General features: G+C 66.4%; 21 protein-coding genes and 1 riboswitch. Of the genes, 11 read left to right on the top strand and 10 right to left on the bottom strand.

Annotation, left to right across the window (positions count from 1 at the left end):
• Positions 1-109: 109 nt before the first annotated feature.
• On the top strand, positions 110-2,236 hold the full coding sequence (locus tag CR156_RS13665; protein ID WP_100553226.1) for a methyl-accepting chemotaxis protein: 2,127 nt from the start codon (positions 110-112) through the stop codon (positions 2,234-2,236).
• An 83-nt stretch (positions 2,237-2,319) separates the two neighbouring features.
• Here the strand turns inward: CR156_RS13665 and CR156_RS13660 are convergent, their stop codons facing one another.
• Positions 2,320-2,610: a hypothetical protein gene (locus tag CR156_RS13660; protein ID WP_100553225.1), complete on the bottom strand. Its 291-nt coding sequence runs from the start codon at positions 2,608-2,610 to the stop codon at positions 2,320-2,322.
• Between the two features lie 14 nt (positions 2,611-2,624).
• Positions 2,625-3,164, bottom strand: coding sequence for a hypothetical protein (locus CR156_RS13655; protein ID WP_100553224.1), 540 nt, complete (start codon positions 3,162-3,164; stop codon positions 2,625-2,627).
• 140 nt (positions 3,165-3,304) lie between these two features.
• Here CR156_RS13655 and CR156_RS13650 point away from each other — a divergent pair, with 140 nt between their 5' ends.
• A complete protein-coding gene (locus tag CR156_RS13650; RefSeq protein WP_100553223.1) occupies positions 3,305-4,048 on the top strand; it encodes an alpha/beta fold hydrolase in 744 nt (247 codons plus the stop codon).
• Here CR156_RS13650 and CR156_RS13645 read toward each other — a convergent pair.
• Together CR156_RS13645 and CR156_RS13640 are read right to left on the bottom strand one after the other, a co-directional pair.
• Entirely contained in the window at positions 4,045-4,254 is a 210-nt protein-coding gene (locus CR156_RS13645; RefSeq protein WP_100553222.1) for a hypothetical protein, read from the bottom strand. The two genes, CR156_RS13650 and CR156_RS13645, sit on opposite strands and share 4 nt — an antisense overlap.
• A gap of 21 nt (positions 4,255-4,275) precedes the next feature.
• Entirely contained in the window at positions 4,276-6,372 is a 2,097-nt protein-coding gene (locus tag CR156_RS13640) for a catalase (protein WP_100553221.1), read from the bottom strand.
• A gap of 117 nt (positions 6,373-6,489) precedes the next feature.
• On the opposite strand from CR156_RS13640, the gene CR156_RS13635 reads away from it, so the two are divergent.
• The 3 genes from CR156_RS13635 to CR156_RS13625 all read left to right on the top strand — a co-directional run bounded on the left by CR156_RS13635 (position 6,490) and on the right by CR156_RS13625 (position 9,213).
• Positions 6,490-7,212 carry an AraC family transcriptional regulator gene (locus CR156_RS13635; protein ID WP_100460033.1) on the top strand — a complete coding sequence of 241 codons (723 nt, stop codon included), beginning with the start codon at positions 6,490-6,492 and terminating at the stop codon, positions 7,210-7,212.
• Between the two features lie 81 nt (positions 7,213-7,293).
• A complete protein-coding gene (locus CR156_RS13630) occupies positions 7,294-8,664 on the top strand; it encodes an amino acid permease (RefSeq protein WP_100554175.1) in 1,371 nt (456 codons plus the stop codon).
• A 138-nt stretch (positions 8,665-8,802) separates the two neighbouring features.
• Positions 8,803-9,213, top strand: a complete 411-nt coding sequence (locus tag CR156_RS13625) for a VOC family protein (protein ID WP_100553220.1) — start codon at positions 8,803-8,805, stop codon at positions 9,211-9,213.
• Positions 9,214-9,301: 88 nt separating this feature from the next.
• Here the strand turns inward: CR156_RS13625 and gcvP are convergent, their stop codons facing one another.
• Positions 9,302-12,169 carry an aminomethyl-transferring glycine dehydrogenase gene (gcvP, locus tag CR156_RS13620; protein WP_100553219.1) on the bottom strand — a complete coding sequence of 956 codons (2,868 nt, stop codon included), beginning with the start codon at positions 12,167-12,169 and terminating at the stop codon, positions 9,302-9,304.
• A 61-nt stretch (positions 12,170-12,230) separates the two neighbouring features.
• Positions 12,231-12,333: riboswitch (glycine riboswitch) on the bottom strand.
• Positions 12,334-12,632: 299 nt separating this feature from the next.
• Here gcvP and CR156_RS13615 point away from each other — a divergent pair.
• The 3 genes from CR156_RS13615 (at position 12,633) to CR156_RS13605 (ending at position 15,367) form a co-directional block, all read left to right on the top strand.
• Entirely contained in the window at positions 12,633-13,859 is a 1,227-nt protein-coding gene (locus CR156_RS13615; RefSeq protein ID WP_100553218.1) for a multidrug effflux MFS transporter, read from the top strand.
• Positions 13,860-14,000: 141 nt separating this feature from the next.
• Positions 14,001-14,897, top strand: coding sequence for a siderophore-interacting protein (locus CR156_RS13610; protein ID WP_100553217.1), 897 nt, complete (start codon positions 14,001-14,003; stop codon positions 14,895-14,897).
• A 77-nt stretch (positions 14,898-14,974) separates the two neighbouring features.
• Positions 14,975-15,367, top strand: a complete 393-nt coding sequence (locus CR156_RS13605; RefSeq protein WP_100553216.1) for a hypothetical protein — start codon at positions 14,975-14,977, stop codon at positions 15,365-15,367.
• A 122-nt stretch (positions 15,368-15,489) separates the two neighbouring features.
• On the opposite strand, the gene CR156_RS13600 is transcribed toward CR156_RS13605, so the two are convergent.
• The 4 genes from CR156_RS13600 to CR156_RS13585 all read right to left on the bottom strand — a co-directional run bounded on the left by CR156_RS13600 (position 15,490) and on the right by CR156_RS13585 (position 22,263).
• Entirely contained in the window at positions 15,490-17,460 is a 1,971-nt protein-coding gene (locus CR156_RS13600; protein WP_100553215.1) for a M2 family metallopeptidase, read from the bottom strand.
• A gap of 588 nt (positions 17,461-18,048) precedes the next feature.
• Complete coding sequence (locus CR156_RS13595; protein ID WP_100553214.1) at positions 18,049-19,698, bottom strand: phosphoethanolamine transferase; 1,650 nt, start codon at positions 19,696-19,698, stop codon at positions 18,049-18,051.
• Positions 19,695-20,447 carry a phosphatase PAP2 family protein gene (locus tag CR156_RS13590; RefSeq protein WP_100553213.1) on the bottom strand — a complete coding sequence of 251 codons (753 nt, stop codon included), beginning with the start codon at positions 20,445-20,447 and terminating at the stop codon, positions 19,695-19,697. Before CR156_RS13590 ends, CR156_RS13595 begins: the two co-directional genes overlap by 4 nt.
• 112 nt (positions 20,448-20,559) lie before the next feature.
• A complete protein-coding gene (locus tag CR156_RS13585; protein ID WP_100553212.1) occupies positions 20,560-22,263 on the bottom strand; it encodes an ArnT family glycosyltransferase in 1,704 nt (567 codons plus the stop codon).
• A 132-nt stretch (positions 22,264-22,395) separates the two neighbouring features.
• Here CR156_RS13585 and CR156_RS13580 point away from each other — a divergent pair, with 132 nt between their 5' ends.
• On the top strand, positions 22,396-23,106 hold the full coding sequence (locus tag CR156_RS13580; RefSeq protein WP_099818923.1) for a response regulator transcription factor: 711 nt from the start codon (positions 22,396-22,398) through the stop codon (positions 23,104-23,106).
• A complete protein-coding gene (locus CR156_RS13575) occupies positions 23,096-24,376 on the top strand; it encodes a sensor histidine kinase (RefSeq protein ID WP_100553211.1) in 1,281 nt (426 codons plus the stop codon). The genes CR156_RS13580 and CR156_RS13575 overlap by 11 nt, the downstream gene beginning before the upstream one ends.
• Positions 24,377-24,463: 87 nt before the next feature.
• Here CR156_RS13575 and CR156_RS13570 read toward each other — a convergent pair whose 3' ends face one another.
• A complete protein-coding gene (locus CR156_RS13570; protein WP_100553210.1) occupies positions 24,464-24,853 on the bottom strand; it encodes a VOC family protein in 390 nt (129 codons plus the stop codon).
• Positions 24,854-25,009: 156 nt separating this feature from the next.
• Between CR156_RS13570 and CR156_RS13565 the strand changes: the two genes are divergently transcribed.
• Positions 25,010-26,266 (top strand): DUF819 family protein, encoded by a 1,257-nt coding sequence (locus CR156_RS13565; RefSeq protein WP_100460022.1) that lies wholly within the window; start codon positions 25,010-25,012, stop codon positions 26,264-26,266.
• The last annotated feature ends 378 nt before the right edge of the window (positions 26,267-26,644 follow it).

The following is a 26,644-nucleotide window of genomic DNA, read 5'->3' as shown; positions in this document are numbered from 1 at the left end:
CCGCACCTCACCAAGGTGAACGGCTTCCGACGCAGGCGCATGGGGGACGATCAAGATTCCCGACAGGCAGGCCGATATGGGCGCATCCCCCCCGTTTTGGATTCACCCCATGAACTACTTGAGGAACGTCAGGGTTGCCTGGCGTCTTGGGCTTGGCTTTGGCCTGTTGTTGCTGCTGGTTGCCGCCGTAGTGGCCACCGGCGCTACCGCCACCACCGTGCAGAAGCGCGCGATGGAGCAGGTGGTCGAGGTTGGCGTAGCCAAGGTACGGCTGCTGTCGGAGATGCTCGATGCCAACAACCAGATGATGGTCGTGCGACGCGAGATGCTGATCCGCCAGGGCGAAGACCGCGCCAAAGACGAGCAGCGCATCGCCGATCTGGTCAAGCGCTACGAGGCCAGCTGGACTGCCTACCAGGCCCTGCCCGGCGATGCCGAGGGCAAGGTGATCGGCGAGACCATCGCCGCCAAGCGTGCGCTCGCGCGTCCGCTCAACAAGCAGACCAGCGAACTGATGGAGCAGGGCGATTTCCCCGCTGCCGTGGCGCTGACCCTGGGGCCGGTGCAGGAAGCGGCCAATGGCTGGAACAAGGCCCTGGCCGATGGCGTGGCGTATGAGGAAAAGGAAAGCCGTGAGGCCGCTGCCGAGGCGATCCGCCTAGGCGAACGCAGCCTGCTGCAGCTGCTGGCGCTGGGCGGCGTGGCCCTGCTGGTCGGCATCGCCGCGTCGGTGTTGATCGGTCGCAGCATGACCGGCCCGCTGGCACGTGCGGTGCAGTTGGCCGAGCGCCTGTCGAAGGGCGAACTGGACCAGGAATTCCGCCTTGGCGGTCGTGACGAGCTGACCCAGCTCGGCGAGGCCATGGCCAGCGTGCGCCAGAGTGTGCAGGCGGCGATCGGCGCCCAGCTGCAGATGGCCGAGCAGCATGAAGCCGGTGCGATCCGTTACCGGATGGATGCCAGCGCCTTCCCCGGCGACTTCGGCCGCATGGTGCAGGCCACCAATCACCTGGTCGAATCGCACGTGCAGGTGCAGCTGCTGATGGCCGAGGTGATGCAGCGCTATGCGATCGGCGATCTCAGCCGCGATCTGCCCGAGTACCCGGGCGAGAAGGGCACGCTGACCCGCACCCTGGCGGCGGTCAAGCAGAGCCTGATGGCGATCAACGCGCAGATCGATGAACTGGCCCGTGCCGCGCGCGCCGGCGATTTCAGCATGCGTGGCGACGCCGCGGCATTCCAGTACCAGTTCCAGGCGATGGTGAACCACCTCAACGGCATGATGGCCAGTTCGCAGGCCAGCATCGCCGATGTCTCCGACGTGCTGCGCGCGATCTCGCATGGCAACCTCACCGCGCGCATGGAAGGCGACTACGAAGGTGTTTTCGCGCGCATGCGCGACGATGCCAATACCACCACCACGCAGCTGACCGGTATCGTGCGCGGCATCCAGGTAGCGGCCGACAGCATCAACAACGCGGCACAGGAACTGGCCGCCGGCAACAACGATCTGTCGCGCCGTACCGAACAACAGGCCGCGAATCTGGAAGAGGCCGCCGCCTCGATGGAAGAGCTGACCTCGACCGTGCGCCAGAACGCCGAGCTGGCACGTCAGGCCGACAGCGAAGCGCACGCGGCCGGCGTTGCCGTGCGCGAGACCGAGCAGGCCATGGCACAGATGGCCACGGTGATGGGCGAGATCGATCAGTCTTCCGCGCGCATCTCGGAAATCTCCACGGTGATCGATGGCATTGCCTTCCAGACCAACATCCTGGCGTTGAATGCCGCGGTGGAAGCGGCGCGCGCCGGTGAACAGGGCCGCGGCTTCGCGGTGGTCGCCAGCGAAGTGCGTACGTTGGCACAGCGTGCGGGCGTGGCTGCCAAGGAGATCAAGGAATTGATCGAGGACGCCGCCGCCAAGGTGCAGAGCGGCCTGGCGGTGACCGTGCAGTCCGAAGCTGCCATTGCGCGCGTGGCGCAGGCCAGTTCGCGTACCACCTTGCTGATGAGCGACATCGCCGCCGCCAGCAAGGAACAGGCGGCTGGCATCGAGCAGGTCAACCAGGTGGTGGTGCAGATGGACCAGGTGACCCAGCAGAACGCGGCCCTGGTGGAAGAAGCCACTGCTGCCAGCCGCGCGCTGGAAGAGCAGGCGCATGCACTGACCACGTCGGTGTCGGTGTTCCAGCTGGAACAGGGTGTGCGCAAGCCTGCCGTGTCTGCGCGCGCGGCGTAAGCAGTCCGTAGTTGGATGTTGGATGACGCCCTGCATGCGATGGCCGCATGCAGGGCGTCGATGCACGCAACGGTTGAGTGCCGTCAGCGCCCGCGCGCCGAGCGTTCGATCCACCAACCGGCCGCGTACAGGAACAGTAGTGTTGGTGGCACCAGCACCGCATACGCGGTCGACCAGGGCTTGCCGTACAGCAGGCCGCCTGCGCCGATGGCATCAAGCGCGGCAGACTGCAAGGTGATGGGCAGCGCCATCAGGATGTAGGTACCCTTCGGGTCCGCATCCGACTGTGCGCCGTGAACCAGCCACGCGGTAAACAGCAGGTAGGCCACGCACAGCGCAAGGCCGGTCCAGCTGAACAATCGTCGCATCTTCATCCGCAGGCCTCCTTTCAACGGACCTCGAAGTGGGCCTGCAGCGGCAGGCTCACACCCCGCAGCAGATCCTTGACCACCACCTGCGCAGTCCACGTACCTTTCGGATCGCCGGGTTCGGCGACGAATTTCAGCTGCACGTTGGTCATGTACAACAAGGTGGGTGGACCCGGCAGACGGGCGGTGAAGCAGGGAACATCGCGCTCATCCGCGCTGGTGCTGCCGTCCGGGCGCAGCATGCGCACGTCGCAGTGGACCTTGGCTGCGCCATCCTCGCCCAGTTGCGGGTTGGACAGGAACGTCAGCACGAACAACTCTCCGCCCAGCTGCACGTCGCTGGCCTCGGTGAAGTTCGGCGTGGTGTCCGCTGGGGTGTCCCACTTGGCCCGCCAATCGGCGTCGGAGGTGACCAGCAGTGATGCCGCAAATCCATCCTTGGACTTCATGGCATCGGTCTGCGGCAGCGCCTTGCCGTCGCCATCTATCCAGCCATCGCCGGCAAAGGTGGTCAGTGGCAGCATCAGGGCCATCATGGCCAGTGCGTAGGTCCATCGCATCAACGGTTCTCCCTGGTAGCCGCATCCTGCGGCGAAGCCGGCAGTATCGCGCAACCTTGGCCGACGCAGCGGAAGAAGCGCAGAACAGGAGCTTCCGCGGCGTGCCGATCCGGGCGATGCTTGCCAGCAAAGGAGGTGCCATGGAAACCGGAAACGAGGAGAAGGAGTGCGGCGATGCGTCGGCTGCGCCGCTGCACGTACTGATGCTGCCAGGCCTGGATGGCACCGGCAGGATGTCGACCTCGTTCCTGTCCGCGCTGCAGGCTCATGGGCTGACAACGCAGGCCATCGCACTGCCTGCACAGGGAGCCCAAGATTACGCCGCGCTTGCCGAGGGGCTGTGGCCACGGTTGCCACATGGACCATTCGTACTGCTTGCCGAGTCCTTCTCGGGCCCGTTGGCGGTTGAACTCGCAATGCGGCATCCGCGCGGGCTGCGCGGAGTGGTACTGGCCGCGACCTTCGCACATCGGCCCGTGCCATTGCCGGCAGCCGGCGCGGCACTGCTGTCGCCGGCCTGGCCGATGCCTCCCGCAGCGTTGCTGGCACGCCTGCTGCTGGGGCGATGGCGCACCCGCGAGCACCTGTCGATGCTGCGCGATGCGTTGGCGCAGATCCCGGCCGCCACGCTGCGGCAGCGCGCCGCAGCAACCCTGCGGGTGGACGTACGCGCACTGCTGCCGCAGATCATGGTGCCGACGCTGTGCCTGCAGGCGCGTCAGGACCGGTTGCTGTGGCCGCCGAGTGTGGCCGAACTGCAGGCGCTGTTGCCGCATGCGCGGCACGTTGCACTGGAAGGGCCGCATCTGCTGCTGCAGGCCTGTGCCGAACCGGCCGCCGCTGTGGTGGCCGGTTGGGTGAGGGCGCTGCCGACTGCGGCTTAACTGCTGGCGTGGGCAGGTGCCGTCTTCTTCGTGCTCCTGCGCGCGCTGCCGCTGCGCTTGCCGCCACCATCCTGCTTGTTCACGGTGGCCCAGGCGATGTGCTCGGCGGTGCCTTCGCTGGCACCACGTTCGCGCTCACTCGCTTCGATATGCTCGGCCTGGCGTTTCTGCTTGTCGGTATAGGCGGATTTGTCACCACGGGGCATGAGCATTCTCCTGTCGGATGATCAGGCCAGCAGGCGCAGCTTCGGCTCGCGCGCCCACTGGCGGGTGGCGGCAGCGGTGAGGAAGGCCTTGCTGTCTTCGGCCTCGACGGTGCCTGCATCGTTGCCGACGCGCGCTGCCTTCAGCAGGGCCTGTGCACCTTCGTCACTGGCGATCGCTTTGAGATGCGCCCAGGCGTCGCTGACGAAGCCTACGGCCGCCGCTTCCTTGGCCAACGCCTTGCCAGCATCGGCACTCAGCACCACGGCCACCGCATCGAACACCACCGACGGGGTACCGGCCAGCTGTCCATCAGCGGCCTGCAGCTTGCCGTCGCTGAGCGTGGCGCCACCGACTTTCGGTGCGACGAGCTTGACGCTGGCGCCGGCCTTTTCAGCGGCTTTGCGCAGGTTGGCGATCACCCGTGCATCGGAACCTTCGTCAAACAGGATGCCGATGCAGCGCCCCTGCAGCACTGACTTGTTGCGGCCGATCACGCGTACTTCGGGTGCGGCGGGCAGGTCCTGCGCGGGGGTTGCGGTCGGTGCCGGGTCGGGCAGGGTGCGCAGGGCCAGTCCGTCGGCCACGCGCTTGGCCAGTCCCTCGTCGATGTTGCGCAGATGGCTGACGGTGCGCACGCGCACCTTCTCGGTTTCCACCTTCGACAGCTCGAACACCAGCGCCGAGGCCAGGTGCGCCTGCTCCGGTTTTTCCAGGCTGCGGAAGAACATCCGTGCCTGGCTGTAGTGGTCGGCAAAGCTCTCCGCACGGGTGCGACCCTTGCGCCCGTCATCGGCGCTGGCGTGGCTGCGGAAACCTGCGGGTGTTTCGCGCGGGCTGTCCTCCTGCAGCGAGCTCGGGTCGTAAGCCACGCGTCCCTTCGGCACCTGCATCTGCATGTGGCCATCGCGCTGGTGGTTGGCGAACGGGCACTTCGGTGCGTTGATCGGGATCTGGTTGAAGTTCGGCCCGCCCAGGCGGATCAGCTGAGTATCCAGATAGGAGAACAGCCGTCCCTGCAGCAGCGGGTCGTTGCTGAAGTCGATGCCGGGCGGCACGTTGGCCGGGCAGAACGCAACCTGCTCGGTCTCGGCGAAGAAGTTGTCCGGCCAGCGGTCCAGCACCATGCGTCCGATCACCTGCAGCGGTACCAGCGACTCGGGGATGATCTTGGTGGGGTCCAGATGATCGAACGGGAAGCCGTCGGCCTGTTCTTCGCTGAACAACTGCACCGCCAGCTCCCACTCGGGGAAGTCGCCGCGCTGGATCGCCTCGAACAGGTCGCGGCGATGGAAATCGTTGTCGGCTGCCTGCAGTTTCAGCGCCTCGTCCCAGATCGTGGACTGCAGACCCAGCTTCGGGCGCCAGTGGAACTTGACGAAGGTGGAGTTCCCTTCTTCATCCAGCAGGCGGAAGCTGTGGATGCCGAAACCTTCGATGGTGCGCAGCGAGCGTGGGATCGTGCGGTCGCTCATCGCCCACATGATCATGTGCATCGACTCGGGCATCAGCGAGACGAAATCCCAGAATGTGTCGTGCGCGCTGGCCGCCTGCGGGAACGCGCGGTCCGGTTCCATCTTCACCGCATGGATCAGGTCGGGGAACTTGATCGCGTCCTGGATGAAGAACACCGGGATGTTGTTGCCGACCAGATCCCAGTTGCCTTCCTTCGTGTAGAACTTCACCGCGAAGCCGCGCACGTCGCGCGGGGTGTCGACCGAGCCGGCGCCGCCGGCGACGGTGGAGAAACGGGTGAACACCGGCGTCTTCACCCCGACCTCGGTGAGGATCTTCGCCCGCGTCACTTTGCCCAGCGACTTGGTCAGTTCGAAGAAGCCATGGGCAGCCGAGCCGCGCGCGTGGACGATGCGCTCGGGAATGCGCTCGTGGTCGAAGTGGGTGATCTTCTCGCGCAGCAGGAAGTCTTCCAGCAGGGTCGGTCCACGCGGCCCCTGGCGCAGGGAATTCTGGTTGTCGGCGACCGGGATGCCCTGGTTGCTGGTCAGTACCGGATGTTCTCCTCCCGCCAGTTGATGCAGTTCATCGCCCTGGCCGCGGCTGTCACGGTCGGCGGAGGGAGTGGCGGGAGCGCGCTTGCCGGTCGGCTTGCTGGCGGCCATGGAGGATCTCCTGGAGCGGGTAGGGGCAGACCCCAGACACTGGCGCCGTCGGTGTTAATGCACGGTCCCGTGGGAGTGAACGCGCAGACAAATCGGCGCCTCGGGTATGCTTGCCGCATGCGAGTCGAACCCGCCGACATCGAAGCCCTGTTCGACGCCATTCCGGACGTGCTGTTCTTCATGAAGGACCGCCAGGGCCGCTACACCTACGTCAACCAGACCATGCTGCGACGGCTGGGCCTGCGTGCGCGCAAGGACGTGATCGGACGCACCGCGGCCGAGATCTACCCCACCGGCCTGAGCGCGGACTATGTCGACCAGGATGCCCGCGTGCTGTCCGGCGAGGTGATCGAGAACCTGATGGAACTGCACCTGTTCGCCAACCGCGAGCCGGGCTGGTGCCTGACCTGCAAGCGACCGCTGGTGGTCGACGGGCAGGTCGAAGGGCTGATCGGCATCTCCCGCGACCTCGGCCAGAAGGACAGCCTGGGCACCCAGTACGAGCAGCTGCGGCTGGCCCTGGCCCATCTCAATACGCACTACGCCGAGAACGTGCGGATGCAGACCCTGCTGGACATCACCGGATTCTCGTTGTCCAAGCTGGAGCGCAGCTTCCGCAAGGTGTTCCAGATGACCCCGCAGCAGGTGCTGACCCGGCTGCGGATCCAGATGGCCATGCACCTGCTGCACGGCAACGAGAGCATCGCCTGCATCGGCCAGGCCTGCGGTTTCAGCGACCAGAGCGCGTTCACCCGCAAGTTCAAGGCTGAAACCGGTTTCTCGCCGCGCGCCTACCGCGCCCGTATTGGTGGGAATGTCGGCGAGCAGCTACCGGCCTGAGTTCCCTGCTGCGCTGTGCCTATCCCCGCGGCGGCAGGACACGGTAAGGTGTCGCCCTTGTCGCCGCCGCCAGCCCTGCCGATGCCCGCCACCCCCGATCAGACCGCTTCGCCCTCCCGCCTCGGCCATTCGCTCAAGCCACGCCAGCTGATCATGATGGGGCTGGGCAGCGCCATCGGCGCCGGCCTGTTCCTCGGCTCCGGCGTGGGCGTGCAGGCGGCCGGCCCGGCGGTGCTGGTGTCCTACCTGGTGGCCGGCGCGCTGGTGATCATCGTGATGAACGCACTGGGCGAAATGGCCGCCGCCAAGCCGACCAGCGGTGCGTTCTCGGTGTATGCAGCCGATGCCATGGGCGCCACCGCGGGTGCCACCGTGGGCTGGTTGTGGTGGGTGCAGCTGGTCATCGTCATCGCCGCCGAGGCGGTGGGCGCGGCCGGGTTGCTGGCCACGGTCTGGCCGGTGGTGCCGGTACCGATGGCGGCACTGGCATTCATGCTGTTCTTCACCGCGATCAACCTGCTCGGGGTGAAGAACTTCGGCGAATTCGAGTTCTGGTTCGCCATCCTCAAGGTGGCGGCGATCCTGGCCTTCATCGCCGTTGGCGTGGCGCTGCTGATGGGCTGGCTGCCGCAGGTGGCCTCGCCGGGCCTGAGCAACTTCACCGAGCACGGTGGCTTCGCACCGAAGGGCCTGGCCGGTATCGGTGCGGCGCTGCTGGTGGTGGTGTTCGCCTTCGGCGGCACCGAGATCGTGGCCGTTGCGGCGGCGGAAACCGAAGACCCCGAGCGCAGCATCGCCCGTGCCATCCGCACCGTGGCCTGGCGCATCCTGGTGTTCTACATCGGTTCGCTGAGCGTGATCATCGCCGTGGTGCCGTGGACCAGCGAAGCGTTGAAATCGCCGTTCGCCGCGGTTCTCGATGTCGCCAATATTCCGGGTGCGGCCACGGCCATCACCCTGATCGCGGTGATCGCCCTGCTGTCGGCGCTCAATGCCAATCTCTACGGCGCCTCGCGCATGATGTATTCGCTGGCGCAACGCCGCGAAGCACCGGCCGTGCTGGGCTGGACCGATCCGCGCCAGGTGCCGGTGATCGCGGTGCTGGCCAGCGTCCTGTTCGGCTTCGCTGCCACCATCATGGAACTGCTGTTCCCGGACAAGGTGTTGCCGGTACTGCTGAACATCGTCGGTTCCACCTGTCTGCTGGTGTGGACCCTGTCGCTGGTTTCGCAGCTGGTGCTGCGCCGTCGCGCCGACCGCCTGGGCACGCGCCTGCCGTTCCGCATGGCCGGCTTCCCGTGGCTGACCGTGTGCGCGCTGGGCATCCTTGCGTTGATCTTCGGCCTGTTGCTGAGTGAGGCGCATACGCGCCTGCAGTTCCTGTCGATGGTGGCGCTGACGGCGGCCATCGCGGCCAGCAGCGCCATTGCCCGGCGCATGCGCGAGGCTTGATCTGTAGAGCCGACCCTACGGTCGGCTGCTGTTCGGGCAGACGTCAGCCGAGCATGGGCTCGGCTCTACAGAAGGCATACATCCCGCGTGCGATGCTGATCGCGTGGGCCATACCGGCCCGACGAACGGGAGCACCGCATGCTGCGCAGCCGTCCCTTCCTGATGTTCACCGGCCAGGCCGAAGCAGCGCTGGCCCTGTACGCCGAAGCCTTCGCCGAATTCCGCCTGCTGGCCCTGCAGCGCCACCCTGACGCGGCGGGCGCGGGCGTGCCCGGCCAGGTCCGCCAGGCCATTTTCCTGCTCGGCGGCACCCACTACCTGTGCTTCGACAGCCTGGATGTGCACGACTTCACGTTCACGCCCTCAATGTCGCTGTTCGTGGAATGTGCGGGTGCCGAATCGTTCGAACGTGCCGCGCGCGTGCTGGGCGACGGCGGGCATTGGCTGATGCCGGTGGGCGACTACGAGTTCAGCAGCCGCTATGGCTGGGTGCAGGACCGCTTCGGCGTGTCGTGGCAGTTGAGCCTGGGGCAGGTGCCCGACCCGTGATGGCAGAGCATCCACGCATGGCGTGGATCTACTGGAAAGGAAAACGGCCCGCTTGCGCGGGCCGTTCTTCTACCGATACCGCGAAGGCTTACGCCTCGACTTCATCGTCCTTGTAGGCATCGACCGGGATGCAGGCGCACATCACGTTCTTGTCGCCGTACACGTTGTCGACGCGTGCCACCGGCGGCCAGTACTTCTGCAGCTTCAGGCTCGGCAGCGGGAAGGCGGCCAGCTCGCGCGGGTAGGCGTGGGTCCATTCGCTGGCGGTCACCGCCGTGGCGGTGTGCGGCGCGTTCTTCAGCGGGTTGTCCTCGCGGTCCAGGCGGCCGTCTTCGATCGCGGTGATCTCTTCGCGGATCTGGATCATCGCGTCGATGAAGCGGTCCAGCTCGTGCAGCGATTCGCTTTCGGTCGGCTCGACCATCAGCGTGCCGGCCACCGGGAAGCTCAGGGTCGGGGCATGGAAGCCGAAGTCGATCAGGCGCTTGGCCACATCTTCAGCACCGATGCCGCTGGTCTTCTCCAGCGGACGCACGTCCAGGATGCACTCGTGCGCGACCAGGCCGTTGCGACCGGTGTACAGGGTCTTGAAGTGCGGGGCCAGGCGCTTGGCGATGTAGTTGGCGTTGAGCTGGGCGACCTGGGTGGCCTTGCGCAGGCCTTCGGTGCCCATCATCGCGATGTACATCCAGCTGATCGGCAGGATCGAGGCGCTGCCGAAGCTGGCGGCGCTGACCATGCCGACCGGACCGTTGTCACCCAGCTTGCCCGGCAGGAACGGGGCAAGGTGCGACTTGACCGCACACGGGCCAACGCCCGGGCCGCCGCCGCCGTGCGGGATGCAGAAGGTCTTGTGCAGGTTCAGGTGCGAAACGTCCGAACCCCACTTGCCCGGCTTGGCCACGCCGACCAGGGCGTTCATGTTGGCACCGTCGGTGTACACCTGGCCGCCGTGCTTGTGGATGATCTCGCAGATCTCCACCACCTCTTCCTCGAACACGCCGTGCGTGGACGGGTAGGTCATCATGATCGCGGCCAGGCGGTCGCTGTACTTCTCGGCGTTGAGGCGGATGTCCTCGACGTCGACGTTGCCGTTGGCATCGGTCTTGGTGACCACGACCTTCATGCCGCACATCTGTGCCGAGGCCGGATTGGTGCCGTGCGCCGAATCCGGAATCAGGCAGATGTCACGGTGATCTTCGCCGCGCGAGCGGTGGTAGGCGCGGATCGCCAGCAGGCCGGCGTACTCGCCCTGCGCACCGGAGTTCGGCTGCAGGCTGACCGCGTCGTAGCCGGTGCACTCGACCAGCATCGCTTCCAGCGAATCGATCAGTTCCTTGTAGCCCAGCGCCTGCTCGGCCGGCACCAGCGGGTGGATCTGCGAGAACTCCGGCCAGGTCACCGGGATCATTTCGGCGGTGGCGTTGAGCTTCATGGTGCACGAGCCCAGCGGGATCATCGTGCGGTCCATCGCCAGGTCCTTGTCGGCCAGCGAACGCAGGTAGCGCAGCAGTTCGTGCTCGCTGTGGTGGGTGTTGAACACCGGGTGGGTCAGGAACGCGGACTGGCGCAGCAGGCCGGCCGGCAGCGCGTCGGCGGTGCTGGCATCCAGCGCGTCCACATCAACGTTGGCACCGAACAGCGCGCCCACGGCGACGATGTCGGCGCGGGTGGTGGTCTCGTCCAGGCTGATGCCGACTGAGCTGCTGTCGATTGCACGCAGGTTGTAGCCGGCAGCACGGGCCTTGGCATGGATCGCATCGGCGTCGACACCGGTGACGTGCAGGGTGTCGAAGAAGTCGGCACCGACCTGCACACCGGCGGTGCGCAGCGCGCTGGCCAGGATCGCGGCCAGGCGATGGGTGCGGCGGGCGATGCGGGTCAGGCCTTCCGGACCGTGGTAGACGGCGTACATCGAGGCCATCACTGCCAGCAGCACCTGTGCGGTACAGATGTTGGAGGTGGCCTTCTCGCGGCGGATGTGCTGCTCGCGGGTCTGCAGGGTCAGGCGGTAGGCCGGGTTGCCCTGTGCGTCGATCGAGACGCCGATCAGGCGGCCCGGCATCGAACGCTTGTAGGCGTCACGGCAGGCCATGAACGCAGCATGCGGGCCACCGAAACCGAACGGCACGCCGAAACGCTGGCTGTTGCCGACCACGATGTCCGCACCCCATTCGCCCGGGGCGGTCAGCAGGGTCAGTGCCAGCAGGTCGGTGGCCACGGCCACCAGGCCGCCGCGCGCGTGCACGGCATCGACCAGCGCCTTGTAGTCGCCGACCTGGCCGAAGGTGTCCGGGTACTGCAGCAGCAGGCCGAAGGCTTCCGCTTCCAGCGCTTCGGCCGGGGTGCCCACGCGCAGCACGATGCCCATGGGCTCGGCGCGGGTGCGCAGCAGTTCCAGCGTCTGCGGGTGCACGGCGTCGTGCACGAAGAAGGTGTCCGACTTCGACTTGGCCGAGCGCTTGGCCAGGGTCATCGCTTCGGCGGCGGCCGTGGCTTCGTCCAGCAGCGAGGCGTTGGCGATTTCCATGCCGGTCAGGTCGGCGCACAGGGTCTGGAAGTTGATCAGCGCTTCCATGCGGCCCTGCGAGATTTCCGCCTGGTACGGGGTGTAGGCGGTGTACCAGGCCGGGTTTTCCAGGATGTTGCGCAGGATCACGTTCGGCGTGTGGGTACCGTAATAGCCCTGGCCGATGAAGCTGCGCAGCACGGTGTTCTTGTCGGCGATCGCGCGGATCTTCGCCAGCGCCTGCACTTCGGTGATCGACTCCGGCAGCGCCAGCGGTGCCGGCGACTTGATCTTGGCCGGGACGATGGCATCGGTCATCGCATCCAGCGATGCGTGGCCGATGACGCCGAGCATCTGCGCGATCTCGGCATCGTTGGGGCCGATGTGGCGCTCGACGAACGCCGAATGGTGCTCGAGCTCACGCAGGGAAGGGGTGTTCTGGGACATGGCGAAGGATCCGTCAGGAAAGGGCACACGCACGGGCACAAGCCGCCGGTCGGCGGTCTGCGGGCGCCCCTCTGTCCTTTTGCCTGAGAGTTTAAAAGCGCGGAAAACCGCAGCTTCGTGCCCCTTCGGCGCCGGATCGAACCGGTCTCTCCAGAGTTCTGTTACGGGTGGTATCGGGCCTGAGCGATTACGGGCGTTGCGCCTTCGGCAGCGGTGACCTGCTTCTCCCACCGTGTTGCCCGCCGATTATAGCCTCTTGCCGGTGCCCGACGGTGGCCCGGAGCGGCCTCACAGGCCTGAATGGCCGATGGCCCGGGCGTGCGTTCTGTGCACCCGTGCATGGCGTCGCACGCATTCCCCACCTATGATGGTCGGATTCTCGTATTCATCTGGCGCCGTCCCTGCTGCAGGGGATCGGCGCCCGCCGTGCGTGTCACGCATGGCCCTGCCGGACGCTTGCCCGATGACCGCCGCTGTTGCTCCTTCCACCCGCCGCATGGCCCTGTTGCTCGCTGGCCTGGCCATGTTCGGTCCGTTCTCGATCGACACCATCTTTCCTGCGTTTCCGCAGCTGGCCCAGCGCCTGGCGGTGGACGAGGTGGCGGTGCAGCAGACCATCAGCGTCTACCTGCTGTTCTACGGCCTGATGAGCCTGGCCCACGGCCCGCTGTCCGATGCGTGGGGACGCAAGCGGGTGATCCTCGGCGGCCTGGTGATCTTCGTCGGTGCCTCGGTTGGCTGTGCGTTGTCCACCGACCTGACCACGCTGCTGGCGTTCCGCGCACTGCAGGGCCTGTCTGCCGGTGTCGGCATGATCGTCGGCCGCGCGGTGATCCGCGATCTGTACCACGGCCACGACGCGCAGCGGCTGATGAGCCAGGTGTCGATGCTGTTCGGTATCGCCCCGGCCATCGCGCCGATCATCGGCGGCTGGATCCTGCTCAGCGGTGCCGGCTGGCCGCTGATCTTCTGGTTCCTGGTGGTATTCGCGCTGGTGCTGCTGGCGGCCACCGCGCGCTTCCTGCCGGAAACCCATCCGGCGGAGGCACGGGTCGCACTGTCGCCACGCACGTTGATGCGCGACTACGTGCGCATCGGTTTCAACCCGCGTTTCCTGCGCCTGGCGCTGGCCGGCAGCATCGGCTTCGGCGGCATCTTCCTGTACATCTCCTCGGCGCCGGCCATCGTGATGCAGCACCTGCATCTGGGTGAAGGCGGCTTTGCCTGGCTGTTCATTCCCACCATCGGCGGCATGACCACCGGTTCGTTCCTGTCCGGGCGCATGGCCGGGCACAGCACACCGACGCGGCAGGTGGCCCTGGGCTTTACCTTGTGTGCGGTCTCTGCCGTGTTGAACATCGGCTACGTCAGCCTGGCGCCGCAGTTCGCGCTGCCGTGGGCGGTGATGCCGATCTTCCTCGGCGGCATGGGCATGGCGCTGATCTTCCCGATCCTGGCGCTGGCAGTGCTGGACATGTATCCGCAGCAGCGCGGCCTGGCCTCGTCGCTGCAGGCCTTCGTGCAGCTGATGATCAGCACCGTGGTGGCCGGCGTGGTATCGCCACTGCTGCACGACAGCCCGCTGCATCTGGCACTGGGACAGGCGGCCTTCTTCGCGGCCGGCTTCGTGTTCTGGTATTGGGAACATCAGCGCGAGCGCGCAGCAGAGGCAGCCGGCACGGCGCTTTGAGCGTCGCGCAGGGGTAGGGTGCGCCATCACGCGCGGGCCCGTTGCGGCGCCGCGGGCAGGGATTAGGCTGGGGTTTCCAGCGAGCCGGTTCGTGGATGCACGACAGCCAGCCATTCCGATGTCGCCGTATGAGGTACCCGCATGGCTGCGCAGCAGACCTACCGCCTGTTCGAGGTGGCGCTGAAGGAGCGCCGCGTTCTTTCTCCTTCCCTGGACCGCATGGTGTTCACCGGCGCCGACGTAGCGCGCATGAAGACCGAAGGCCCGGACCAACGCATCAAGGTGTTCTTCCCCTTGCCCGGCCAGGATGCGCCGGACGTGCCCAGCGGCGAAGACTGGTACGCCCGTTACCGGGCACTGCCCGATGACGCGCGGCCGCCGATGCGCACCTTTACCATCCGCCAACTGCGCGCCGGCGACTGCGAGGTCGACGTCGACTTCGTGCTGCATGGCGAGACCGGACCGGCCTCGCGCTGGGCCACGCACGCACGGCCGGGCGACCGCGTGGTGCTGCTGGCCCCTGACGCCGACTGCGCGGACAGCAGCGAAGGCTGGGAATGGAAGCCGCCAGCCGGGGTCGGCCAGGTGCTGCTGGTGGCCGATGAGACGGCATTGCCGGCAGTGGCCGGCATCCTCGAGGAACTGGCCGGGCTGGCCGATCCGCCGCGCACGCTGGCCCTGCTGGAGATCGCCCAGGCGGGCGATGCGGTGCCATTGAAGGCACCGGCCACGGCCGAACTGGTGTGGTTGCCGCGCGAGCAGGAGGTTCATGGGCAGCGGTTGCTGCAGGCCGTGCAGGCGCGGCTGGCGGCGGCCTCGGCCGTGGCCGAGGGCGCAGAACTGGACGAGATCGACGTCGACGCGCAGATCCTGTGGGAGCAGGCTGATGCCAGTGCGGACGGCGCGATGTATGCCTGGGTGGCGGGCGAGGCCGGCGCGGTGATGGCGATCCGCCGGTATCTGGTGAAGGACTGCGGCCTGGATCGCCGCGCGATCACTTTCATGGGCTACTGGCGGCAGGGGCGGGTGCTGGACTGAGTGGATGCCGTAGCGGTGTGAACCAGCATGCAGGGGGCGTGGGTTATCCTTGCGCCCCCGCAATGCAAGCCCCACTGATGTCGACCTCTTCTAAATCCCGCCGCGACCAGCGCCGTCGCCAGGAACAGCAGGCTGCCAACAAGGCCGCCGCCACTGCCTCGCCCGTCGAGCCGCACGCCGAACTGCGCGACAGCCAGCGCACGCTGCTGGCCGGCGTCGTCCGTCGCGATGGCGAATGGGTGCTGGGCATGGATGGCCGCATTGCCGGCCAGAGCGAAAGTGCGGCGCAGGTGCTGGCGCTGATCATGCAGGCCGGTGAACTGCACGAACGGCAGGGCACGCCGGTGCGCTTGATCTATTCGGATGCGCTGCGCGATGCAGCGCAGGCCGAAGCCAACGAGAAGGGTCAGACCTTCGAGGAATTCAAGGCCGCCCTGGCCGCGCAGCTGGCGGCGAAGAAGAGCAACTGATCGTCATCGCGGGTAGCGCCGGGCCATGCCCGGCGAGCGCAGCGGTGTGATGAAAAGTCGCCGGGCATGGCCCGGCGCTACCGGATCAAAAGGGGCGGATCCTCGCGGACCCGCCCCTTCTTTCATTTCGCCGCCGCTGCCGGAGCCGCGTTGGCCTGCCAACCGCACATCTGGCCTTCGTTCTGCTGCTTCAACCAGGCGTTGACCGGGCTGAAGTACTCGATCATCGGGCCGGCATCGAGCTTGTCCGAGCCGGTCAGTTCCTTCAGCGTGGCCTGCCACGGCTGGCTGGCGCCCTTGCTCAGCATCGCCCAGTACTTCTGGCCGGCTTCCTTGTTGCCGTAGAAGGTGCACTCGTGCAGCGGGCCCTTGAAGCCGGAGGCATCGCACAGGCCCTTGTAGAACTGGAACTGCAGGATGCGCGCCAGGAAGTAGCGGGTGTACGGGGTGTTGCCCGGCACGTGGTACTTGGCGCCCGGATCAAAGAACTCTTCGCCACGGGTGGTGGCCGGTGCCACGCCCTGGTACTTGGCCTTCAGGTCCCACCAGGCCTTGTTGTAGTTGTCTGCGGTGATCGAACCATCGAACACGCCCCAGCGCCAGCGGTCGATCATCAGCCCGAACGGCAGGAACGACACGCCCGACAGCGCCATGCGCATCTGGTTGTTGATGACCGCTTCGCGGCTCTCGGTCGGCGCGTCGACCAGCCCGATCGAGCTGAGGTACTTCGGCGTCATCGCCAGCACGATGGTGTCGCCGATCGCTTCATGGAAGCCATCGTTGGCACCGCCCTGGAACAGCGGCGGCAGCGGGTTGTAGGCCAGGTCGTAATAGATGTGGCCCAGCTCGTGGTAGATGGTGGTGAAGTTCTCTTCGTTGGGCTTGATGCACATCTTGGTGCGCACGTCGCCTTCCATGTTCATGTCCCAGGCACTGGCGTGGCAGACCACGTCGCGGTCGTCGGGCTTGATGAACTGGGTCTTGTCCCAGTACGACTGCGGCAACGACGGCATGCCCAGCGACACGTAGAAGTCCTGCGCACGCTCGGTCATCTGCTTGGCCGTGCGCAGTTCGGCTTCGCGCTGTGCCTTGTACTGCGCGGCCACGTTCGCATCCTTGCCGGCCTTGGCCAGCGCCGCGCTCAGGTTGGTCTGGTACTGCTTTTCCAGCGCCGCGGTGATGTCCAGGCTGCCGGCGCCCGGGTACGGTTCCAGCTGGTCCCACAGGTTGGACCAGTCCTGCTGCCACATGTTGCCCATCAGGTGCGCGGCGATCAGGCCGTTGCCCACCTCGGCCTTGTCCTTGCCATAGGTCTTGTCCAGCTTGCCGCGCGCATAGCAGTGCAGCTGCTCGTACATCGGCTTGACCTGTTCCCACAGGCGATCGGTTTCCGGGCCGATCTGCTCCGGCGGCATGTCATAGCCACTGCGCCACATCTGCCCGGCATCGGTGAAGCCCATGCCCTTGGCACCTTCATTCACCAGGCCGACGAACTTCTGGTAGTCACCGCGCATGCTCTTGGTGGTGCTGTGCCAGCCCTGCCAGGCATCGAGCTGCTGGTCATAGTCGCGGCTGCGCGCCAGCACCTGCTCCAGCTCGCCCAGCTGGCGGCAGGAGTTCGGATCGTTGGCGTCGGTGCAGTACTTGCCTGCGCCGTAGCTGCCTTCCATGCGGGTGGCGATCTGGGTCAGTTCGGCCAGCTTGGCCGGGTCGCGCGGTGCCGGCATCGACGACATCAGTTTCAGCAGGTGGATCGCGCGCTTGCTGTCCTCGCTCATCGGCTTGCCGTCGAACTTGCCGGCCTGCTCGATCCAGCTGTTGAGCTGGGTCAGGGAACGCTCGTTGGCCTTGGCCGCGATGCGCTCTGAATCACCGTTGATGTAGGTGGAGGACAGCCACTGGGCTGAGGTCATCTCCGGGTAGGCCGCCTTGAATTCGGCATTGATGCGGGCCACGAACTGGTCAGCGGTTTCGCCGGCCGGTGCGCTGCTGCTGGCGGTATCGGTGCCTGGGGCAGCTTCCTTCTTGCAGGCGGCCAGGGCCAGCGTAGCGGCGGCGATTGCCGCGGCCAGCAGGAGATGACGGTGTTTCACGGGCGATCCTTGGGTGGTGAACGACCGCCGAAGGCTAGTGGGCAGGGCTTGCTACCGCAAGTGGCAAAGGTCGGCAGGGCTGCGCCCTGCACCCGCAGAGGCCAGATCAAAAGCCAAAGCCAAAGCCGCATTCCGTGGGATGGCGGGGCGGTGTCGGACTGCGGGGACGCCGTAAACCCATCCATGGGGGCTTGGCAGCCGCATCCATGCGGCTGACACCCCGCACTCCGACACCGCCCCACCTCTGACAGATCTCCGCGGCTGTTGGTGGGTGTCGACCTTGGTCGACACATCTGTCAGGTATCGACAATAAAAACGGGGTCAGATCCGTTTTCCTCCGGAAAACGGATCTGACCCCGAGAGATGGCCTGACAGATTGCGGCCAACTGTCGAAGGCGGGGTGGGTCCGGTGGCGGGAGTGTCCGCGGCATGGATGCCGCGGCCAAGCCCCCATGGACGGGTTTACGGCGTCTCCCGCCACCGGACCCACCCCGCCAACCCACAGCAAACCCGCTTCTGCTGTTGCTTCGGCCGTTGCCGTTGCCTGAAGGCCTCTGCGGGTGCAGGGCGCAGCCCTGCCTTCAAACCCTAACTCTCGCAGCCGGCGAACAGGTCGCGATCACGCTCGTACAGCGAGGTCTTCACCTGCATCAGCCCCAGCACCGACGGGAACAGGTTGTCGTGGTCGGTGTAGCTGGCCGAGCGCTTGCGCACGCACTGCAGGTCCAACCCACGGCTGCTGGCAAAGCCCGGTGAGAACCACATCGTCATCGGTACCCGGGTCTGCTCGGCCGGTGCGATCGCGTATGGCACGCCGTGCAGGTACAGACCCTTTTCGCCCAGCGATTCACCGTGGTCGGACAGGTAGATCATCGCCGTGTCGTAATCCTGCAGGCCCTGCAGCGTGCCGATGGTCTTGCTCAGGAAGTGGTCGGTGTACAGCACGGCGTTGTCGTAGCTGTTGGTGATTTCTTCGCGCGTGCAGCGGCCGATGTCGCGGGTATCGCAGGTCGGGGTGAAGCGGCGGAAGGCGGGCGGGTAGCGCTCGAAATAGGCCGGGCCATGGTTGCCCAGCTGGTGCATCACCACCACCCGGTCACCCGGGCGCGCACGTACCTGGGTGGCCAGATCCTGCAGCAGGATCTCGTCCATGCAACGGCCATCGGCACACAGCCCCGGCGTGGTTGCATCCGACAGCGACTGGAAGTCCAGGCCCTCGCATACGCCCTTGCAGCCGGACTGGTTGTCGCGCCACAGCGGTGCGATGCCCGCGCGGTTCAGTACATGCAGCAGCGATTGGTGCGCGCGGATCTTCTTTTCGTCGTACTCGTGGCGTCCCCATGGCGAGAACAGGCACGGCAACGAAACCTCCGTGCTGGTGCCGCATGAGTGCATGTCCGGGAAATTGACCACTGCCGCCTGGGCCAGCTCCGGCGTGGTATTGCGGCCGCCATTCAAGCCCCAGTTCTGCGCGCGTACCGTTTCGCCCATCACGATCACCAGCAGACGTGGCTTGCTGGTCGGTGCGCGCGGGGTCGCCTTGGCATCGGTACCGATCGGCAACTTCGGCGCGCGTTGCACCGGGTTGTCGCCGCGCAGCGCACGCGGCAGCCCCAGCAGCACATTGGCGGGCGTTGCCAGGTAGCGCACTTCGCGCTGGTTGCGCATCAGGGCCGATACATCCTGGAATGAAACGAGCGCGCCACCGAGTGCGGTGGCCGCAGCCACCAGCAGGAAGCCGATGCGCCACAGCAGGCTGCGGCCCCAACTGCGGCGGCGCAGTTCAACGCGCCACAGCACCACCATCGGCAGCGCGGCCAGCAGCAGTACCGGCCACAGCAGCGACACCGTCATCAGTTCGCGGCTTTCCTTCGGGTCGGTGGCCAGCACGTTGCGCAGCATGTCCGCATCCAGATAGATGTGGTAACGGCTCATGTAGTGCGCGGCGAACGCGGTGACCAGCAGCAGTACGCTGATCACCACCTTGGCATTCCAGCGCCACACCAGGATGCCCAGCAGCACGCCGTGTGCACCCAGCAGCAGCAACAGCAGCGAAAGCGCATAGCGCAGGCTGCCCGGATGGCTGGCCATGGCGCTGTGCCAGAACAGGCCATTGCCGGCCACAGCGAAGAACAGGCTGGTGAGAATGATCAGCGCTTCGGTGGACAGCTGTGGCCGCCATGCGCGGATGCTGGCCAGTGTCGGCAACCGGAAGGAACGTTGGACCGATGCGTTCATGCAATCGCCTCCTGGCGGGTCGAGCGGTCCAACTGGCGGCGGACCATCAGGTACAGGCCCAGCGACAGCAGCCAACATATCAACGCGGTAGCAACGTCATGCGAAAGGAAATGGGCGCCACGAAGCTGCTGACCGATGCCGAACACCAGGCCACTGCCGAGGCCGATCCACAGCCCGGCCCGGCGCCACGACGGTCGCCACAGCAGAGCGAAGAAATACAGGCACAGCCACGCGTATCCCGCGCTTGCGTGGCCGGCGGGGAAACAGGCGCGGGCGGCCATGCCGGTCGGGCGGTTGCTGAAAAGGCCGACGAACGGTTCGTGTCCGCCATAGCGCAGCAGATCCCACGGGCAGTCCATCGGCACCAGCGACTTCAGCAGGGAAATCGCGCCCGTACCCAGAGCCATGGCAATCACCACATACAGCAGCGCCCAGCGCAGCGTGCGATCACGACCACGACGCCAGTGGTGGAAGCACAGCAGCATCACCACCAAGGCCGCAGCGGTGCTCAACCATTTGCCGCCTTTATGCACTACCGAACGGGTCAGCCAGCTGTTCTGCAGGGCCCATTGACCGCCCTCCAGGCGGAACAGATGGTCGGCCAGCCACTGGTCGCCACCGAAGCCCATCAGCAGGGTGAACACCGCAATGCCGATGACAGAGGGCAGCCAAAGATGGGTAACGGCAAAACGCGACGCCAACAGCGATGGCGCGAAGGAGACTGCCGGGGCAAGAGGACGAGCGGGCATGCAGGGAAGGGGCCGTTACGGGAATCCGCGGCCATGCTCGTCACTGGCATGTCGGAGAAGGGTCGTACATGCGTTTGCGCCGGGTTAATACGCACCCGGCGCGAATCGTCGTTCAGTCTTCATCGTCGTTGGCGCCGGCGCGTTCGGCGTGGCACGCCGGGTCCCACGCAGTACCCGGAAGCAACTGCCAACGATTACGGTTTGCAACACCGATCTCGATGACCTGGGCCGGATCGACACAGGGGCTCATCGCCTTGTCCAGCACCAGCAACCAGCGCTTGTCCGGGGCCTCGGCCAACCATGGGCCAGCGTCGTGCCACTGCTCCGCCCACGGCCGCTTGAAACCGAACTCACGTACCGGCCGGTCGGCCTGCAGCAGGTTCTGTTCGCGCCAGGCCACCAGCGCAAGTTCCGCATCGGGGCCGATCCGCGTGCCCACCCGGCGCATCACCGCCGACGCCGAGGCGTAGGGGTCCAGCGCCGGTATCAGCACCAGTCCGTACAGCATCCACAACAGGCCGTGGGTGAGCAGTACGAGTGTGGCCGCGCGTCGTACCCGCAGCCATACCGCCAGCGTCGCCACGGCGATGGCGAAGGTCAGCAGGCCATCGCCGAATACGGGCAGCAACGTGTCGGGCATCGCCCGCCGTGCCAGCTGCGCCTGCGCCCAGGGGCTGTCGGTCAGCATCATCACGCCAAGCGCGCCGGTAGCCAGCATCAGCAGCAGGCTGTAGCCGAACAGGTAGCGGCGCACGCACAGGCGACGCAGCAGGCCGGGCAGCAACGGTGCAACTGCCAGTGCCATCGCCGGCAACATCGGCAGCACATACACCTCACGCTTGCCGGGGCTGGCAGTGAAGAACAGCAGGACCAGCGCGGCCCAGCCCAGCAGCAGCCATTGGCGCTGGTCACCGCGACGCAGGCGACGCCACCACGGCTTGATCATCAGCGGCAGCAGCAGGGCGCCGGGCAGCCACAGGGTGGCGATCACCTGCAGGTAATACCAGACCGGCTGGCGATGATGCCAGGCGTTGGCATAGCGGGTGCCGGTCTGCTTGAACAGCAGTTCGTGTGCGTACGACTGCAACGATGCACTGGGTTCATGCAGCAGCGCCCAGCCCAGCGGCGCCAGCCATACCGCCGTGCCCAGCAGGAAGGCCGGAACCAGCCACAGCAGGCTGGCGGGGTGGGGGCCGTCCACCTGCTGGCCGCGACGGCGTTGGTACAGCCACCAGCCGAACCAGGGCAGCACCATCAGCAGCGGCAGGAAGCCCACACCCTTGGTCACCGTGCCGACGCCAGCGGCGAAGCCGGCCAGCCACAGCGCCGGCAGGTTGCGGCGCTCGCAGAGGTGGCGCAGCAGGCCCCACAGGGCCAGCGTGGTCATGCCCACCAGCACCATGTCGATCTGCGCGCGCTTGGCCATCAGGCCGAACTGCAGGGTGCAGAACAGTGCGCCAAGTGCGTACAGCGAATGGCGTGGCGACCACAGTCGGCGCGCCAGGTCCGAAACCAGCCACAGACTGAGCAGCGCGGCCAGCAGCGACGGCAGCAGGAACGACCACTGCCAGCTGCCGACCACCTGATGGGCAGCGGCCTGCAGCCACATGAACACCGGCGGCTTTTCGGCGTACAGCTCACTGCCCCGGTGCGGCAGCAGCCACTCGCCGCTCTCCACCATGGCCCGCGCGGCCAGTACGAACCGTGGCTCGTCCGGTGGCTGCGGCTGGCGCATGCCAAGACCGGCAGCCAACGCCATCACGATCAGCAGCCACAGCAGGGGAAGGTGCCAGCGGCGGGGCAGGGCAACGGGCACGGGGGGCTCCGGCAGCAAAACGGCCATTCTGATGAGGGGCACGTGGGAAAGCCGTCAGAGCCGCCGCCAAGGCGACCGCATTCCGACATCCGCGGCGCTACCATGGTGGCACTTCCCGTGGATGTTTCGTGCATGCGCCTGTTGGTGATCGAGGACAACCGCCAGCTGGTGGCCAACCTGTTCGACTACTTCGAGTCGCGCGGGCATGTGCTGGACGTTGCCCCGGATGGCATCACCGGCCTGCACCTGGCCGGCAGCCACCCGTACGACGCGGTGATCCTGGACTGGATGCTGCCGCGCATGGAGGGCCCGGAGGTGCTGCGCCGGCTGCGTTCCGAGCACGCCTCGGAAGTGCCGGTGATCATGCTGACCGCGCGCGATGAACTGCCGGACAAGATCGCGGGCTTCCGTGCCGGCGCGGATGACTACCTGACCAAACCATTCGCTCTGCCGGAACTGGAAGTGCGCCTGGAGGCGCTGCTGCTGCGCGCGCAGGGCCGCAATCCGCGCAAGCGCCTGCAGGTGGGCGACCTGGTGCTGGACCTGGCGACCCTGGAGGCGCAGCGTGCCGGCCAGGTGCTGCACCTGTACCCGGCCTGCCGCAAGCTGCTGGAAGTGCTGATGCGGGCCAGCCCGGGTGCGGTGACCCGGCAGCAGCTGGAGTTCGCCCTGTGGGGTGATGAGCCGCCGGATGGCGACCTGCTGCGCTCGCATGTGTACGAGCTGCGGCGCAGCGTGGACGGTCCGTTTGCCGACAAGCTGATCCATACCCTGCCGCGGGTCGGCTACCGGCTGGCGTCTACTGCAGGCGCCGATGCACGGAACGATGACGATGGCGCGTAAACCGGGCCCGCTGTACCGGCGGGTGGTGTGGTGGCTGCTGGGCTACCTGGCGTTGATCTCGCTGGCAGTGTTCAGCGTGGGCAACTACGTGCACGAACACGCCGAGCATGCCGCGTGGCGCGCGCTGCTCAATTCGGAACTGGACAGCATTGTCGATCACACCGAGCACGAGCCGCACTATCGCTGGCAGGACTCGGACACGCTCAGCCTGTTCCGCTTCAACGAAGCCAACATGCCCGCCAGCCTGCGCACCCTGCATCCGGGGTTGCATGACGGGGTGATGATCGGCGAGCGCGAGACGGCGGTGATGGTGCGCGATACCGGTTCGATGGGACGGGTTGCGCTGGCCCTGGACATCTCCGATTTCCACGACCTGGAACAGTTCGCCACACGCTGGGTGATGCTCGCCGGCATCATCATGATCTTCGTCACCGTGTTGATGGCCTCGTTCGGCATGGAGCGCATGGTGCGCCCGTTGAGCCTGCTGGCCCAGCACATCGGTGCACTGCGGCCTGGCGTGCAGGGCCAGCGCATCCACGTCGACCCGCGAGGCAGTTCCGAGCTGCATACCATTGCCGATGCGCTGAACGATTACCTTGATCGCAACGAGCAGTTCGTCGAGCGTGAGCGGGTGTTCATCAGCACCGCGAGCCATGAACTGCGCACGCCGATCGCGGTGATGACCGGTGCCGCCGAGCTGGCCCTGGAACAGCCGGGCCTGCCCGAGCGCGCACGCCAGCAGATGCAGCGCGTACTGCGTACCGCGCAGGGCGTCGAGCAGCTGATCGAGTTGTTGCTGGTGCTGGCGCGTGATCCCGCACGTCTGGCCAGCCGCGCCGAGCGCATCGCCCTGGACCAGCTGCTGCCGGAGATAGTCGACGACCATCGCCATCTGCTGGGCGACAAGGACCTGAGCATCGGCATCCAGGCTGCGCCGGTGGACATCGTTGCACCCTTGGCCGTGGTGCAGGCAGCGATCGGCAACCTGCTGCGCAATGCCATCGAGAACAGCGGGCGCGGTCATATCGAGCTGCGCCTGACCTCGGCAGCGGTGTTGACCCTGCAGGACCCCGGCCATGGCATGAGTCCGGAAGAGATCGCTGCGATCCATGCGCGGATGGCACGCGGGGAGCGTGGTGACCGCGGCGGCATCGGCCTGGAACTGATCGCGCGGCTGTGCGAACACCTGGGCTGGACCCTGCAGCTGCAGCCCTGTGAGCCGCGCGGCACCCTGGCCTCGCTCGACTTTGGTACATCGCGGCCAGGCTGACCTGTCCGTCGACCGAGGTCGACGCCTACCAGGCAATGGCCGCGTGCGTTCTGGTAGGTGCCAACCTTGGTTGGCACGCTGGCCGCGTCACCGCGCCGTCGGCCGCGCCACATGCTGGTCGATCAGGATCACATTGCCGTCGGGATCAGCCAGCTGCAGGTAGCCCGTGCCCTGGCCATCAGGATCGGTGCGGAGCGCCAGTTCAATGCCCTTGGTATCCAGTTCGGCCTGTATCTCACGTATGTCCTGGAAGGAGGCCAGTTCCTGCTTGTGCTGGTCCCAGCCGGGATTGAAGGTCAGCAGGTTGCCCTCGAACATGCCCTGGAACAGGCCGACCACGATGCCGTTGTTGCGCAGTACCAGCCAGTTCTGCGCCGCATCACCACCGGTTACCGAGAACCCGAGCGCCTCATAGAACGCACGCGAGGTGGCCAGGTCCTTCACCGCCAGGCTGACTGAAAAAGCGCCGAGTTGCATGGGGCAGGCTCCAGAAGGGAATGCTGCGATTCTCGGCAGGCCCGCGCGTTGCCGCAAGCAGCGCAGCATGACCCTGCGTGAAGACTATGTTAATTTCGACCCGCGCCGCTTATGCGGCGCTTTTCTTTTCCGCTCTTTCGATCGACAGAGGATCCCATGCCGACCGAACCCGCTACCGCTACTGCCCTGATCAGCAACGACATCGTTGGCCTTGGTCTGATTGCCGCCACCCTCGCCCTGATCTTCTGGGCTGCCAGTGGCCCAACGCCCTTGCTGAAGAAGATCTTCGCCTGGGTACCCGCACTGCTGCTGTGCTATTTCATCCCCGCCATCTACAACACCGCCGGTGTCATCGATGGCCACAACACCTCGTTGTACAACCCGGTCGCACGTGACGTGCTGCTGCCGGCGGCATTGGTCCTGCTGACCCTGTCGATCGACCTGAAAGGCATCGCCAAGCTCGGCCCGAAGCTGCTGCTGGTGTTCTGCGCCGGCACCGCCGGCATCATGCTCGGTGCCATCGTCTCCTTCCAGGTGATGAAACTGATCCACCCGGAAACCGTGGCCGGTGACACCTGGGCCGGGATGGCCGCATTGGCCGGCAGCTGGATCGGCGGTGGCGCCAACATGGTTGCCATGCGCGAAGTGTTCGGCACCGATGCCACCACCTTCGGCCAGTTCGCCGTGGTCGACGTGGCCTGCGCCAGCCTGTGGATGGCGATCCTGCTGTTCATGGCCAACCGCGCGCAGCAGATCGATGCCCGCAACGGGGCCGACACACGCGCCATCGATGAGATGAAGGCGCGCATCAGCGCCTACGACGCGCAGAACGCACGCATCCCCAGCATGACCGACCTGATGGTGATTGTCGGCGTCGCACTGGGCGGCGTCGGCCTGGCCCATGCCATCGCCGCACCGTTGTCCGGCTGGTTCAAGGCCAATGTCAGCTGGGCCAGCCAGTTCAGCCTCGACAGCCAGTTCGTCTGGGTGATCCTGCTGTCCACTGCGATGGGCCTGACCCTCAGCTTCACCCGTGCACGACGGCTGGAAGCCGCCGGTGCTTCGCGTCTGGGCACCGTGTTCCTGTACTTCCTGATCGCCTGCATCGGCATGCAGATGAACCTGCTCTCGCTGCTGGATCGTCCGTGGTTGTTCCTGCTCGGTGCGATCTGGATGGCCACCCACGTGCTGGTGCTGTGGATCGTTGCCAAGCTGGTGCGCGCGCCGCTGTTCTTCTTCGCGATTGGTTCGCAGGGCAACATCGGTGCGGCAGCGTCGGCACCGGTGGTGGCAGCAGCGTTCCATCCGACGCTGGCGCCGGTGGGCGTGCTGCTCGGCACAGTCGGTTATGCCACCGGTACCGGACTGGCATACGTGACCGGGCTGATCCTGAAGTGGATGGCCAACGGCTGAGTAGTCCAGCCGGGCGGCGCCCGGCACCCGCGGTAGTGCCGGCCGCTGGCAGGCAACCTCATACAGCAACAGCAACAGCGGGCATACCGTGGGATGGCGGGGTGGGTCCGGTTGCGGGGGACGCCGTAAACCCATCCCTGGGGGCTTGGCCGCGGCATCCATGCCGCGGACACCCCCGCAACCGGACCCACCCCGCCTCCGACAGTTTTCCGCGATCTGCTGGATCCATCCCATCCCTGGATGAATTCCATCGGTCTCCATGAACAAAGAAGGGGTCGGATCCGTTTTCCAAGGAAAACGGATCCGACCCCAGATGTTTCGCGCCGTCACCGGAAATCTGTCAAAGGCGGGGCGGTGTGGGCTTGCAGGACCGTTGGC

It is taken from the genome of Stenotrophomonas lactitubi (assembly GCF_002803515.1).
In the GTDB taxonomy this organism is placed as follows: Bacteria; Pseudomonadota; Gammaproteobacteria; order Xanthomonadales; family Xanthomonadaceae; genus Stenotrophomonas; species Stenotrophomonas lactitubi.
The sequence above is the reverse complement of the archived record's forward strand: the minus strand, read 5'-3'. Positions and strand labels throughout refer to the sequence as shown.

What these genes read in the sequence shown, in the direction of transcription:
- CR156_RS13665 (WP_100553226.1), top strand. Translation starts at nt 110, where the DNA reads ATGAACTACTTGAGGAACGTCAGGGTTGCCTGGCGTCTTGGGCTTGGC.
- CR156_RS13660 (WP_100553225.1), bottom strand. Translation starts at nt 2,610, where the DNA reads ATGAAGATGCGACGATTGTTCAGCTGGACCGGCCTTGCGCTGTGCGTG.
- CR156_RS13655 (WP_100553224.1), bottom strand. Translation starts at nt 3,164, where the DNA reads ATGCGATGGACCTACGCACTGGCCATGATGGCCCTGATGCTGCCACTG.
- CR156_RS13650 (WP_100553223.1), top strand. Translation starts at nt 3,305, where the DNA reads ATGGAAACCGGAAACGAGGAGAAGGAGTGCGGCGATGCGTCGGCTGCG.
- CR156_RS13645 (WP_100553222.1), bottom strand. Translation starts at nt 4,254, where the DNA reads ATGCCCCGTGGTGACAAATCCGCCTATACCGACAAGCAGAAACGCCAG.
- CR156_RS13640 (WP_100553221.1), bottom strand. Translation starts at nt 6,372, where the DNA reads ATGGCCGCCAGCAAGCCGACCGGCAAGCGCGCTCCCGCCACTCCCTCC.
- CR156_RS13635 (WP_100460033.1), top strand. Translation starts at nt 6,490, where the DNA reads ATGCGAGTCGAACCCGCCGACATCGAAGCCCTGTTCGACGCCATTCCG.
- CR156_RS13630 (WP_100554175.1), top strand. Translation starts at nt 7,294, where the DNA reads ATGCCCGCCACCCCCGATCAGACCGCTTCGCCCTCCCGCCTCGGCCAT.
- CR156_RS13625 (WP_100553220.1), top strand. Translation starts at nt 8,803, where the DNA reads ATGCTGCGCAGCCGTCCCTTCCTGATGTTCACCGGCCAGGCCGAAGCA.
- gcvP (WP_100553219.1), bottom strand. Translation starts at nt 12,169, where the DNA reads ATGTCCCAGAACACCCCTTCCCTGCGTGAGCTCGAGCACCATTCGGCG.
- CR156_RS13615 (WP_100553218.1), top strand. Translation starts at nt 12,633, where the DNA reads ATGACCGCCGCTGTTGCTCCTTCCACCCGCCGCATGGCCCTGTTGCTC.
- CR156_RS13610 (WP_100553217.1), top strand. Translation starts at nt 14,001, where the DNA reads ATGGCTGCGCAGCAGACCTACCGCCTGTTCGAGGTGGCGCTGAAGGAG.
- CR156_RS13605 (WP_100553216.1), top strand. Translation starts at nt 14,975, where the DNA reads ATGTCGACCTCTTCTAAATCCCGCCGCGACCAGCGCCGTCGCCAGGAA.
- CR156_RS13595 (WP_100553214.1), bottom strand. Translation starts at nt 19,698, where the DNA reads ATGAACGCATCGGTCCAACGTTCCTTCCGGTTGCCGACACTGGCCAGC.
- CR156_RS13590 (WP_100553213.1), bottom strand. Translation starts at nt 20,447, where the DNA reads ATGCCCGCTCGTCCTCTTGCCCCGGCAGTCTCCTTCGCGCCATCGCTG.
- CR156_RS13580 (WP_099818923.1), top strand. Translation starts at nt 22,396, where the DNA reads ATGCGCCTGTTGGTGATCGAGGACAACCGCCAGCTGGTGGCCAACCTG.
- CR156_RS13575 (WP_100553211.1), top strand. Translation starts at nt 23,096, where the DNA reads ATGGCGCGTAAACCGGGCCCGCTGTACCGGCGGGTGGTGTGGTGGCTG.
- CR156_RS13570 (WP_100553210.1), bottom strand. Translation starts at nt 24,853, where the DNA reads ATGCAACTCGGCGCTTTTTCAGTCAGCCTGGCGGTGAAGGACCTGGCC.
- CR156_RS13565 (WP_100460022.1), top strand. Translation starts at nt 25,010, where the DNA reads ATGCCGACCGAACCCGCTACCGCTACTGCCCTGATCAGCAACGACATC.